The following is a 12506-nucleotide window of genomic DNA, read 5'->3' on the forward strand; positions in this document are numbered from 1 at the left end:
CCTGTGCTCCATAGAGCAGGCCGGGACCGGTGCTCGCCGCAGCGGGCGCGCCGGCCGGCCCGGACAGCCCGACCAGCCCGGCGGCACCCCCGCCGAGCAGCGCGCCGCCGACCAGTGGGTCGGCTCCGGCGAGGGAGGTGCCGCGGTCAGCGAGGTCGCTGCCAACGCCGATCGGAGCGGCGCCGACAGCCGGGCTGCCACCGGTGCCCGAGCCGACCTCGCCCGGCGTCGAACCGTCGCCCGGCAGTTGGGCAACCCGGTCGGGCGACGAGATGGTCGCGTCGCCGGTGTGCCCGGTGCCAGCGCCGGTGTTGGGGCCGCCGGACACCCTGGCGATTGCCGAGACACTCTGTGGCGTCGTCGGATCCTTGCGGGCGGTGCTCGGAGTATCCGGGTCGGGCGGGGGCGGTTCGACCACCCGGTCGTAGGCGGAGATCTCGTAACTGTTGGCCAGGCCGGCCACCAGGTTCACCATCCGCTGGTGGGCCTTCTCCTGCTCAGCCTTGTCCTGCTGGTGACCTGCGATGCCCCCGACGATCAGACCGGTCAGGCCGAAGGCCGCGCCACCCTTGATCGCGCCGCCGATCGCCTTGTCGTTGTCGTCGGTCTCCTCCGGGCTCTCGGCCTGCTTGTGGGCGGCGCGCAGATGGTCGGCCATCATGGTCAACCCCTGCTTGATGCCGGCCATCCCTTCGCCCAACGCGTCGGTGTGGGCGACGATCAGGCTGAGTCGCCGATGGAACTCCCGACCCGCCGAACCCGTCCACGTGTTGGCGAGCTTGTCGAGGTCGCCGCTCAGATCCCGGCCGAGGCCGTCGAGGACGCCCTTGAGTTCGGCCCACTGGGTGGCCACGCCCTCGATCTGCTCCGGCTTGCCCGCCATCAGGCCGTCGTACAGCTGCTGGTGGCTGTTGCCCTGGTAACGCTGGGTGTATTCAGACACGCCCGTCCTCCTTCGGCTGAAACGCCCGGTCGACCGGGTTCAGCGCGGCGGTGACATCGTCGGCGTTGGCCGCGTTACGCGCCTCGGCTGTGCGGTAGTTGCTCAGGATCGTGCTGGTCGCCTGCTGCGCCGCCAGCACCGCCTGCCGGATCCGTTCGGCCTGGTCGACATAGGACTGGTGCACCTCGCTGTAGCGACGCGCCTTGTCGGTGGCGTCGAAGAACGAGCCCAGCGCCGGAGGACGGCACTGCATCTCGGTGTTGAGCTTGCGCAGCACCGACTCGGCCTGGCTCAACCGCGACGCCAGGTGCTCGTGGAAGTCCTCAAGGGACAACAGGTCGACTTCCGTACGCCCGGCCATGGCAACATCCCCGTCGTTCTGGTTGACAACCGTCAGCGACATCCAGGTTAGTCCACCAGTGCGACTCCGGGCGACCCGCCGAAGCTGCTCAGCCGTCGGCGCCGGTCGATTCCGTGGACCCCCCGCCGGTCCCGCCGCTCGACGGGGTGCCACCGGCCGGACCCGAGGGTGTGGACCCCGACGGTGGCGCGGCGGACGACGACCCCGACGGCGGCGCCGCGGACGGCGTGCCCGAGGGCGGCGCCGCGGATGGTGAGCCCGACCTCGGCGCGGCCGACGGTGGTGCGGACGGTGCCGGCCCGTCGGGAGCGAAGACGGCGAAGGCGTCCTCGCGGTCCAGGGTCGGCCCGGTCGGGATCAGCGCGAGCAGGGAGCCGGGCACCGCCAGCGGGGTGATCCCGCCGTAGCCGAGCACGTCCAGTGTCGCCGCCGAGCCGAGCGGATACCGGATGCCCTGCGGGCTGATCAGGTAGATCGTCGACCCGGCGGCGCCGGTCCCGCTGGTCCCGGCGCCGGGCGAAGCCTGCGCGATGACACCCTTACCGCCGGGCAGCAGCACCGCCTCAGCGGTGCGTACGGCGTCGCGCCTGGTCTGGCGCACCGGCACCAGGCCCGGATCGCTGTCGGTCAACTCGGTCGGCACCCGGTCGAAGACCTCCAGGGTGGTGGTCGGCGGGCCGCCCGCGCTGCCCTTGCGGTACGTCGCGCATAGCGTGGTCTGACCGGGCTGGGCCGGGTAGAGGGCGGGCATCGTCGGAGGCACCCCCTCCTCCTCGATCCGCCGTTCCTCGAACGCCTCGCTGGCCTGGTTCGGGGTGATGTCGGTGATCCGACCGCCGTTGCTGACGAGCAGCAGAGCGGTGATCTCACTGATCGAGACGAGAGCGTCCCGGGTCAGCACGTAGTGCCGCCCGGCGGCCTTGAACACGGAACCGACGTCGTGCGACTGCCCGGCCACCTTGCGACTGCTGGGCTCGCCCTCACCGGGCAGCGACGGTCGGCGCAGCGGTGGCCCGGCCGGCACGGCGTTGAGCAGTTGCTGCCCGACCTGGAGTCGCTCGGTGCCGGCCATCCGCAGCGCCGTGATCGTGCGGGACGGGTCGAGTAGCTGGAGCCGGGTGTTGTTGGTGACCAGGTACCGCTGGTCGTTCACCGAGACCAGCACCGCCCGGTCACCCAGCGGCGTGCCGCCGGGCAGCGCCCGGTCGATCACCAGTCGGGTGCTGGACCGCTGCCGGTCGACCGGGTCGGGCACGTCGCAGACCGACCAGGGCAGCCCGGTCAGCGACTTGCGGTCCGGCAGGGCGTCCGGTGCCCCGACGATGCCGACGGTGACGCCGCGGGGCCGGTCCCGCAGCGACGCCTGGGACATCGTCCGCACCTGGGCACTCGCGTCGTTCACGATGAGGCGCGCCGAGGTGTAGTTGAGCGTCGGGTGCAGCTTGCCCTCGATGAACACGTACGTCGCGCCGGTCTCCCGTTCGATGACCAGGGTCTGGTCGTCCAGCGGCGCCGCGCCACCGGTCAACTGGCCGTAGGCACCCACCCCGCCGAGCACGATGGCCGCGGTGAGGACACTGCCGAAGACGGCCATGCCGAGCCGCCGCATCGGCAGGTTGGTGGTCTCCGGATCGCCCGACAGCAAGGCGGAGACGATGCGGCGGGTGACGAAGCGGTACGCCTGCACCTGATCGCGGCGGGTCCGCATGACTTACCTCCGGCGGGGTGGATCCGCGACGATCAGGGTCGGGGTGCCGTCGCGGGCTTCCCTACGATAAGGGGCCGACGGTGGTTCCTTGGGACCACCGCTCGTGGCCGGCACCGGAGGAGACCCGGCGCAGAGTCGTACCGTGCAGGAGGGACAGTCAGCGATGACGCAGGTTCAGGCGCCACCCGCCCGAGCGGTCACGGACCCTGTCGACGTTCCGGCCCGGCCGGTGCCCCCGGCCGAGCGGCCCGGCCGCGGGCGGGTCGGCCCCGTGCTGGTCGGGCAGCTCGTCGTACTGGAGTTGTGCGTGGTCGGCGTCTGGGCCGCCACGGCCGGACCCACCTGGGTGCTCGCTGCGGCGGGCGCCGCGGCGCTGCTGGTCGTCCTGGCGGCCTTCGCCCGTCGGGGTGGCCGCTGGTGGTTCGAGGACCTGCTGCTGCGCCGACGGTTGCGGCGACGCGGTGAGCGGGCGTCGGCCGCGCTGGCCAGTGGTACGGCGACCGACCCGAGGTTGGCTGCGCTCGCCCCTGAGCTGAGCGTCATCGAGCTGACCGACCGAGGCACCCGGCTCGGCATCGGGCGTGACGACCAGGGCTGGTTCGCCGCCGTCGCCCTGCAGTCCGCGACCGGTGCGGCGGTCGGCTCCGTCGACGCCGCCGCGGTGGACCGCGCGCTGCAGGTGCTCGCGGACTTCAGCGCCCCGGTCTCCCGGGCCCAGGTCGTCGCGCACACGCTGGTCTGGTACCCGGCACCCGGTGCGCCGCCGGCGGCCCACCGGACCGTGTGGGTGGCGCTGCGGCTCACCGTCCGGGACGCCCGGGTCGAGGCGGTGAGCCGCGGCGGCGGGCTGACCGGCGTACACCGGACGGTGGCGGCCGGGATCGGCCGGCTCGGCAAGGCGCTGACGTCGGCGGGCCTGGCTCATCGCCCGCTGGGCCGGGAGGAGCTACGTGCGGCCATCGTCTCGGCCGCCGGTCTGGACCTGGTGCCCGAGGCGCCGGCAGAGAGTTGGAGTGGGCTGCGCGGCGGCGGCTGGACGCACCGCTGCATGGCTCTGCGGGGCCGCTTCGACGCGCCGCTCGGTCCGCTCGTGGACGCGATCACCGCGACCTCGGCGCCGTCGCACACGGTGGCCGTGACCGTCTCGTCGGACGGTCGGGTGGCGGCGCCGCTGCTGCGGGTCGCGGCGATGGACAACCACGTCGAGGCTCTGGTCAAGGTGGTTCGTGAGGTCGCCGGCCGGGTGGGCGCGTCGACCCGGCCGATGGACGGTCAGCATGCTCCGGGCGTCTACGCCACCGCTCCGGTCGCCTCGGCGCTGGGCGTCGCCACCGGTCCGCGGTCGCGCTGACCGGTGCGGCGACGGCACACGGTCAGGGTCGGAGGTTGACGATCCAGCCGTAGAGGCCGCAGACCCAGAAGGCGAGCGGCACCAACGAGATGATGAGCAGGATCTCGGCGATGTCGAGCAGGCGGCCCCAGACCGGCGAGATGCGCTTACCGGCGACGGTCAGACCGTAGATCAGGCTGATCACCGCGGCGAGCACCAGACCGCCCAGGATCAGGCCGAGCCGGACCGGCAGCGATCCACCGGCGAAGGTGGTCGCGGCGGCCAGGCCCAGGCCCACGGTGCCGGCCAGCAGCACCGGGGTGCGCTGGGCCCGGCCCAGGAGGGGGCGGGCCCGCAGCAGCGCCAGCAGGGCCAGCACCAGGCACAGCAGGACCGCGGGCAGGCGGCCGTCCAGGGCCAGCACGAGTTGCGCGCCCAGCACCAGCAGCGAGACCGTCCACAGCAGACCGGTCAGGAACTGGTCGGCGCGCTCACTCTGCTGGAGCACCTGCCGGCCGTCCACCGACTCGCTGTCGGTCTTCAGGTCCTCCGGGCCGGTCGGAATCGACGGCACCGGCAGCCGGGCCAGCCGGTAGGCCATCATCGGCAGCGCCGGCACCACGCCGAACGCGACCGCCGCGACCACCGCGGCGGAGGCCGCCGCGTCGAGGCTGAGGACCAGGCAGAGCACCGCGCCCAGGCCGGTCGCGGCCGCGACCCCGATCGCGGCGAAGAACAGGGGGTACCGGTCGCCGACCGCCAGCACGGCCACCGCGCCGGCCACCACCGCGGCGGTCGCCGCGAGCAGGACATGTGGACTGGCCAGGTCGGTCAGCGATCGATCGCCGGCGAGCAGCAGCAGGCCGCCGATGGCGGCGTGCACCAGGCCGACCAGGGCCAGCACCGAGCCGATGCCGCTGTCACCGGCGGCCCTGGACAGCACCGCCGCGCCCACCAGCAGCGCCACCGCGACCAGCAGCGCGGCCAGCGCGCCGGGCAGGTGCGGCGGACCGGCGAAGAGGGCGGCCAGCGCGCCGGCGCCGAGTGCCGCCGCCGCGAAGACCACAGCGAAGGAGCGGGTCGCGCCGACCTGCCAGGCGCCGGGGCGCTGGTTGGTCGCGGTGGCGACCGCGTCCACCACGTCGTCGAAGACGATCTCCGGCGCGGCATCGGACCGGGGGTTGAAGTACAGCACCTCACCGTCCCGGACGCTGAGCTGCGCGGCGGTACGACCACCGTCGAGGGGCGCACCGCCCAACCGGGACAGTGCCCAGCCGCCGTGCCGCGCACCCTCGTCGGCCATGTCCTCACCGGCGTAGCGCAGCAGGGTGGGGAGCAGGTCGGCCAACGGCACGTCCGACGGCAGCGCCAGATCCATCCGGGTACGCGGAGCCACGATGGTGATCCGGCTGAGACCACCGGTCGCCGTCTTCGTCGCCACAGTGGCCTCCAGGTGTGCGTCTGTGATCGGCTGGCTGGAATGCTGCGGTCCGGGTCCACCGCGCACACGGCAGATTACCTACGATGACGGCACGTACGATGCCCACCCGCGGGCGGTGTTCCGCGGGCCGCACGTCATCAGGGCCGCTTCTGGGGAGGAGACAGCCGTGAGCACTGTGGTGTTCCGCCGGCTCCCGCGTCAGCCGGGGCCGGCCTTACCGCGCGGCGAGGTGCTGCTGGAGTCGCCTCCCGAGCTGCCCGAGCCGACGCCCCGCGGGATGGGGCAGCTGCTCATGATCCTGCCGATGTTCTGCGGGGTCGGCGCCATGGCGTTCCTCTACGCCGGCAAGGGCGGCGGCATGATGACCTACGTCGCCGGTGGTCTGTTCGGTGTCTCGATGCTCGGCATGGCGATCGGCTCGCTGGCGAACAGCGGCGGCAAGGACAAGGCCGAGCTGAACGCCGATCGCCGCGACTACATGCGCTACCTGGCGCAGATGCGCAAGCGCACCCGGCGTGCCGCCGAGCAGCAGCGGGCCGCGATGGCCTGGCGGCACCCGGAGCCCGACGCGCTCTGGTCGATCGCCGCCTCCCGGCGACTCTGGGAGCGACGGATCACCGAGGACGACTTCGGCGAGACCCGGATCGCCCTCGGCCCGCAGCGGCTCGCCGTGGAGATCGTCCCACCGGAGACGAAGCCGGTGGAGGACCTGGAGCCGATGAGCGCCATCGCGCTTCGCCGGTTCGTCCGGGCACACTCCACTGTGCCCGACCTGCCCACGGCGCTGTCGGTGCGCGCGTTCAGCCGGGTGGTGCTGCGCGGCGACCGCGAGCCGGTGCTCGACCTGACCCGGGCGGCGCTGGGGCAGCTGGCCACCTTCCACGCACCGGACGACCTGGTGATCGCGGTGGTCGCCGCACCCGACCGGCAGTCGTCCTGGGGCTGGGTGAAGTGGCTGCCACACGCCCACCACAGCGGTCGTACGGACGCGGCCGGCGCGCGCCGGTTGGTCTTCGCCAGCCTGGCCGAGGCCGAGGCCGCGCTCGCCGCCGAGCTGGGCGGGCGGCCCCGGTTCGCGCCGGAGGCCAAACCGCTGACCACCGCCCCGCACCTGGTCGTGGTGATCGACGGCGGAGAGATCTCGCCGACCTGTCAGCTGATCGGCCCGGGGCTGCTCGGTGCCACAGTGATCGACCTCTCCGGGACGGTGCCGCGCGACGCCGGCCGCTGGCTGCTCTGCCTCGACGTGAATGACGGAAGCTCACTCGACCTGGTCCGGGGCAGTTCGTCGTCGACGCTGGGTCGGCCCGACCGGCTCAGCGCCGAGGCCGCCGAGGGGCTGGCCCGACAGATCGCCCCCTTCCGGCTCTCCCAGCAGCAGACCGGCGGCGACGAGCCGCTGGCCCGCAGCACGGAGCTGCCGGACCTGCTCGGCGTCGGTGACGCCGCGGCGGTGGACGTGCAGAACACCTGGCGCCCGCGTGGGCACCGCGACCGGCTGCGCATCCCGCTCGGCGTCGGCCCGGACGGCAACGTGGTCGAGCTCGACTTCAAGGAGTCGGCGCACGAGGGCATGGGCCCGCACGGTCTGGTGATCGGTGCGACCGGCTCCGGCAAGAGCGAGCTGCTGCGTACGGTGGTGGCCGCGTTGGCGGTGACCCACTCGTCGGAGGAACTGAACTTCGTCCTTGTCGACTTCAAGGGCGGCGCGACCTTCGCCTCGCTGGAGGCGCTGCCGCACACCAGCGCGGTGATCACCAACCTGGCCGACGAGCTGCCGTTGGTCGACCGGATGCGCGACGCGCTCGCCGGCGAGATGGTGCGCCGGCAGGAGCTGCTGCGGGCGGCCGGCAACTACGTCTCCCGGTTCGAGTACGAGAAGGCGCGCTCGGCCGGTGAGCCGCTGGCGCCGATGCCCAGCTTGTTGATCATCTGTGACGAGTTCAGCGAACTGCTCGCCGCCAAACCGGACTTCATCGACCTGTTCGTGATGATCGGCCGGTTGGGTCGGTCCCTCGGCGTGCACCTGCTGCTGGCCAGCCAACGCCTCGAAGAGGGCAAGCTGCGGGGCCTCGACACGCACCTGTCGTACCGGATCGGTCTGCGGACGTTCTCCGCTGTGGAGAGCCGGATCGTGCTCGGCGTTCCGGACGCGTACGAGCTGCCGAACGCGCCGGGCCACGGCTACCTGAAGACGGACACCAGCACCATGCTGCGGTTCCGGGCCGCGTACGTGTCGGGGGCGTACCGGGCGCCGGGGCAGCAGGCCTCCGCCTCGCAGGCGCTGGTGCAGCGGCGGATCGTGCCGTACGGCCTCGACTTCGTTCCGGTGCAGGTCCCGCAGGCGCCGGTGGCCACCGCCCCGGAGCCGGAGCAGCCGGCCGACGGCAAGGCCGTGGCGATGCTCGACGTGCTGATCGACCAGCTCAAGGGTCGGGGCCGGCCGGCGCACCAGGTGTGGTTGCCGCCGCTTGCCGATCCGCCGGGTCTGGGTGAGCTGCTCGGCCCGCTGGCGGTCGACCCGACCTACGGGCTGTGCACCGCCTCCTGGCCCGGGCGTGGGCGACTGACAGTGCCGGTCGGTGTGGTGGACCGCCCCTACGAGCAGCGCCGGGACCCGATGATGGTCGAGCTGGCCGGCGCGGGCGGCAACGTGGTCATCGTCGGTCGGTCGATGAGTGGCAAGAGCACGATGTTGCGTACGCTGCTGGCCTCGCTGGCGCTGACGCACACGCCACGGGAGGTGCAGTTCTTCTGCCTGGACTTCGGCGGGGGCGCGCTGCGCAGCATGGAGCGGTTGCCGCACCTGGCGGGGGTGGCGGGTCGGCGCGACGTTGAGGCGGTCCGCCGGACGGTGGCCGAGGTGGTCGCCATCCTGGACGAGCGGGAGGCTCGTTTCGCCCAGCACGGCATCGACTCGGTGGCGAGTTACCGCCGTCGCCGGGCCGCCGGCGAGTTCGCCGACGACCCGTTCGGCGACGTGTTCCTGGTGGTGGACGGGTGGAACACCCTGCGCCAGGAGTACGAGGAGCTGGAGCAGACCATCACCACGTTGGCCAACCGGGGCCTCGGCTTCGGTGTGCACGTGGTGCTCACCGCCGTCCGGTGGGCGGAGATCCGGATCAACATGCGGGATCTGCTCGGCACCAAGTTGGAGCTGCGCCTCGGCGACGCGTCGGAGTCCGAGATCGACCGCCGCGCGGCGAACAACGTGCCGGAGAAGTCGCCCGGTCGTGGCCTGACCCGGGACAAGCTGCACTTCCTCACCGCCATCTCGCGGATCGACGGCCGTCGCGACATCGACGATCTGAGCGAGGCCTCTCTGTCCCTGGCCGGGCACGTGGCGGCGAACTGGCCGGGTCGCCCGGCGCCGAAGGTGCGGTTGCTGCCGCGCCGGCTGCCGGTGGCGGAGCTGGCCCGGATCATCGACCGCTCGGCGCCCGGTCTCCCGATCGGTGTCAACGAGTCGGCACTCGCGCCGGTCTACCTGGATCTGGCCAACGAGCCGCACCTGACGGTCTTCGGCGACGCGGAGTGCGGCAAGACCAACCTGCTGCGCCTGATCGCCCGGGGGATCACCGAGCGGTACACGCCGGCGCAGGCCCGGCTGGTGATCGCTGACTACCGGCGTGGCCTGCTGGGGGCGGTGGAGGGTGACCACCTGCTCGACTACGCCCCGTCGAACCAGGCGTTCGCTCAGGGGCTCGCGTCGATCCGCAGCGCGCTGTCCAACCGTCTGCCCGGCCCGGACGTGACCACCGCCCAGCTGCGTGATCGGAGCTGGTGGAAGGGTCCGGACCTGTACATCCTGGTGGACGACTACGACCTGGTGGCCTCGGGCGGCAGCAACCCGCTGAGCGCCCTGCACGAGCTGTTGCCGCAGGCCCGCGACATCGGTCTGCACCTGATCGTCACGCGCCGCGTCGGTGGTGTGTCCAGGGCGCTGTACGAGCCGGTGCTGCAACGGCTTCGCGAGTTGGACTCGCCGGGCCTGCTGATGTCCGGAAACCGGGAGGAGGGCGCGGTCTTCGGCACGTTGCGGCCGAGCCCGCAGCCGCCCGGCCGGGGCACCCTGGTTCGCCGTCGCGATGGCCAGCAGCTGATTCAGACCGCCTGGTCCGAGCCAACCTGAGCGCTGTCGGTCGTTCGGTAGGGGGTGGTGGGCCGTTCCGGCCCGATTCACCACCATCCATCGAACGTGACCGGTCAGGGCTGCGAGGGCTGGACACGTTCCAGTACGGTCTTCACAGGAGTGTCCGTCGGTGGGGTGTTGCTGCCTTGCCGCGGGGGAGGATGCGGCGAAGCCGCCACCACAACAGACGGAAGGGTGTGAAGCATGGCGTTCGAGGTCGAAGCTGCGACTCTGCATACCGCCGCGAGTGACGTGCGGTCCACGCGCAGCGAGGTCGACGGCGAGCTGAAGAAGCTGTGGAACGTGGTCGACGACCTGGCCATCGCGTGGAAGGGTCAGGCGTCCACGGGCTTCCAGTCGCTGATGACGCGCTGGAACGAGGACACCGTCAAACTGCTGACGGCGATGGACAGCATCGCTGACCTGCTCGACAAGTCGGGTACGACGCACCAGGTCAACGACGAAGAGCAGCAGCAGATGCTGGACAAGTTCCACTCTGCTCTCAACCCGTGATCCGTAGCCGGCAGAGGAGGAAAACGTGACGATCAAAGTTGACTATGCGGTCCTCGAGAGCAGCAACCAGCAGATGCAGGCCATCTCGAAGACCCTCGAGGAAAAGCTTGACACGCTGCGGTCGATGCTGACCAAGCTGCACTGGGACGGCGAGGACCGGGTTGCCTACGAGCAGCACCAGGCGAAGTGGGACGCGGCGGTCCGGGACATCAACCGGATCCTGAACGAGATCGGCGGTGCCGTGGGCATCGCCCGCGAAAACTACCTCACCACGGAGATGAGCAACTCCAAGGTGTGGAGCTGAGGCATTCGCACGAGCGGCTCCGGTCCGGTTCGCCCGGCCCGGAGCCGCTCTGTGTCTGACGTTGGCGGGCGTAGGCGTCGGGCCGTGGTGCGCCCCGCTCAGCCGGCAGTTGGTGCGTCGGTGCGTCGGCCGGGGCGCCAGTCGCGTCGGCGGCCAAGGGCCAGGATCGGTCGCGCGACCAGCAGCAGCCCGGCGAGTAGCCCGCCGATGACCGCCGCCCAGATCGCGATGGGGCGCTGCCAGCTCAGCGGGTCGTCCCGCACGGCGGGCGCCGGGAGCGCCCCGGCCGGCGGGTTCGCCCGGGTGCCGAGCAGGCTCGACACCGCCCGGTACGGGTTGACCATCCCGTGCCCGATGTCGGCGTTCTGGCCCTCGGGTGGGTTGTCCGCGGTGCGTTTCAGCCGATCCGCGACCTGCTGCGGGTCGAGACCGGGGTAGGCGGCCCGGACCAGCGCGGCTACTCCCGACACGTACGCGGCGGCGTAGCTGGTGCCACCCTCCGGCACGGTGCGGTAGCCGCTGTTTCCGGGCGCCGGCCCGACGATGTTCATCCCGGGCGCGGCGATGTCGACGTAGTCGCCGCTGATCGAGGTGCCGACATGGCCGCCCTGCTCGTCCACCCCGCCGACCGCGATCACCCCGGGGTACGCGGCCGGGTAACCCGGCAGGTTCTGCGAATCTTCCGACCGGTTGCCAGCGGCGGCGACCAGCACCACCCCTTTGGCCAGCGCGCGGTCGACGGCTTCCGTCAGTTCGGGGCGGGGAATCGTGGTCAGGGACAGGTTGATCACATCGGCGCCCTGCGCGACCGCCCAGTCGATGGCTGCGGCGATCTGTGCGGGGAGTTGCGGGTTGTTGACCGCACCGAGCTGTGGCAGAACCCGGATCGGCAGGATGCGGGCGGCCGGGGCGATGCCGCTGAAGGGGGCGACAGTGCCCTCCCGGCCCGCGATGATGCCGGCGATCAGCGTGCCGTGCCCGGCCTCGTCGCACTGGCCCTGCCGGGCCGGCAGCCCGTTGAAGTCGCGACCCTCGAGCACCTGCCCCTTGAGGAGCGGGTGGGCGGCGGAGACTCCGGAATCGATCACGGCCACCGTGATCCCGGCGCCCCGGGACAGCGGCCACGCCGAGGACGGCTCCAGCCGGCGGAGCGCCCACGGCATCTGGGTCAGGCTGTCGGTGCCGGTGGGACCGCAGAGGGGCGGCGCGGCGGTCGCGGGGGAGGGTGCCACCAGGCCGGCGCCGAGCAGGACCGCCAGCGTTCCACTGAGGACACCGTGAAGGGCACGGCGGGACGGGGTCGCGCTCAACGGCGGGCATTCGCGCACCCGCAAAGGTTACCGCCGCGACCGTCGGTCAGCGGCCCCCGGTGACCGGGGTCAGGCCTGGGGCTCTGCCTTCGCGGTGGGAACGTCGGCGAACAGCGCGAGCAGGTCGCCGACCTGCCGGTCGGCCTCGGCGGGGTGCCGGAACCGGCCGGCCGGGTTGAGGGTGTATTCGTTGCGTCGTCCGACCCGGGTGCGGTGCAGGTAACCGCCAGCCTCCAGGTCGGCGACGATCGCCTGCGCGGCTCGTTCGGTCACTCCGACCTCGGCGGCGACGTCGCGTAACCGGGCGGTCGGGTCGCGGGCGATGGCCAGCAGGACGTGCCCGTGATTGGTGAGGAACGTCCAGTTCCGCCCGCCGCCGGTGTCGTCCGTCACCGTGCTCGCCATCGTGTGACCGCCTTTCCGGATGTCCGCCTGCCCTCGCGAGAGTCTGGTCCGCCCTGCCC

At 72.3% G+C, this 12506-nt stretch carries 10 protein-coding genes; 4 read left to right on the plus strand and 6 right to left on the minus strand.

The features are described from left to right. The 3 genes from GUI43_RS20930 to eccB all read right to left on the minus strand — a co-directional run. The coding region (locus GUI43_RS20930; protein WP_112699572.1) for a WXG100 family type VII secretion target at positions 1 to 943 on the minus strand (943 nt) is incomplete at its 3' end. After that, a complete protein-coding gene (locus GUI43_RS20935) occupies positions 936 to 1346 on the minus strand; it encodes a hypothetical protein (protein WP_225855044.1) in 411 nt (136 codons plus the stop codon). The genes GUI43_RS20930 and GUI43_RS20935, both read right to left, overlap by 8 nt. Positions 1347 to 1392: 46 nt before the next feature. Beyond that, positions 1393 to 3012: a type VII secretion protein EccB gene (eccB, locus tag GUI43_RS20940; protein WP_112699573.1), complete on the minus strand. Its 1620-nt coding sequence runs from the start codon at positions 3010 to 3012 to the stop codon at positions 1393 to 1395. 163 nt (positions 3013 to 3175) lie between these two features. Here eccB and GUI43_RS20945 point away from each other — a divergent pair, with 163 nt between their 5' ends. Then, on the plus strand, positions 3176 to 4363 hold the full coding sequence (locus GUI43_RS20945; RefSeq protein ID WP_112699574.1) for a type VII secretion protein EccE: 1188 nt from the start codon (positions 3176 to 3178) through the stop codon (positions 4361 to 4363). Positions 4364 to 4385: 22 nt separating this feature from the next. Here the strand turns inward: GUI43_RS20945 and eccD are convergent, their stop codons facing one another. Then, positions 4386 to 5783 (minus strand): type VII secretion integral membrane protein EccD, encoded by a 1398-nt coding sequence (gene eccD, locus GUI43_RS20950; RefSeq protein ID WP_112581791.1) that lies wholly within the window; start codon positions 5781 to 5783, stop codon positions 4386 to 4388. 166 nt (positions 5784 to 5949) lie between these two features. Here eccD and eccCa point away from each other — a divergent pair, with 166 nt between their 5' ends. The 3 genes from eccCa (at position 5950) to GUI43_RS20965 (ending at position 10732) form a co-directional block, all read left to right on the plus strand. Continuing rightward, on the plus strand, positions 5950 to 9915 hold the full coding sequence (gene eccCa / locus GUI43_RS20955) for a type VII secretion protein EccCa (protein WP_112699575.1): 3966 nt from the start codon (positions 5950 to 5952) through the stop codon (positions 9913 to 9915). Between the two features lie 204 nt (positions 9916 to 10119). Next, the gene (locus tag GUI43_RS20960) at positions 10120 to 10428 is read left to right on the plus strand and encodes a WXG100 family type VII secretion target (RefSeq protein ID WP_030329557.1); all 309 of its coding nucleotides are present in this window, start codon (positions 10120 to 10122) and stop codon (positions 10426 to 10428) included. A 25-nt stretch (positions 10429 to 10453) separates the two neighbouring features. Beyond that, positions 10454 to 10732 (plus strand): WXG100 family type VII secretion target, encoded by a 279-nt coding sequence (locus tag GUI43_RS20965; protein ID WP_030329555.1) that lies wholly within the window; start codon positions 10454 to 10456, stop codon positions 10730 to 10732. A gap of 98 nt (positions 10733 to 10830) precedes the next feature. On the opposite strand, the gene mycP is transcribed toward GUI43_RS20965, so the two are convergent. Together mycP and GUI43_RS20975 are read right to left on the minus strand one after the other, a co-directional pair. Further along, positions 10831 to 12060: a type VII secretion-associated serine protease mycosin gene (gene mycP / locus GUI43_RS20970; protein ID WP_249037804.1), complete on the minus strand. Its 1230-nt coding sequence runs from the start codon at positions 12058 to 12060 to the stop codon at positions 10831 to 10833. 51 nt (positions 12061 to 12111) lie between these two features. Next, a complete protein-coding gene (locus tag GUI43_RS20975; RefSeq protein WP_112581789.1) occupies positions 12112 to 12447 on the minus strand; it encodes a helix-turn-helix transcriptional regulator in 336 nt (111 codons plus the stop codon). Positions 12448 to 12506 lie beyond the last annotated feature (59 nt).

The sequence above is a fragment of the Micromonospora noduli genome (assembly GCF_003264365.1).
Lineage (GTDB): Bacteria > Actinomycetota > Actinomycetes > Mycobacteriales > Micromonosporaceae > Micromonospora > Micromonospora noduli.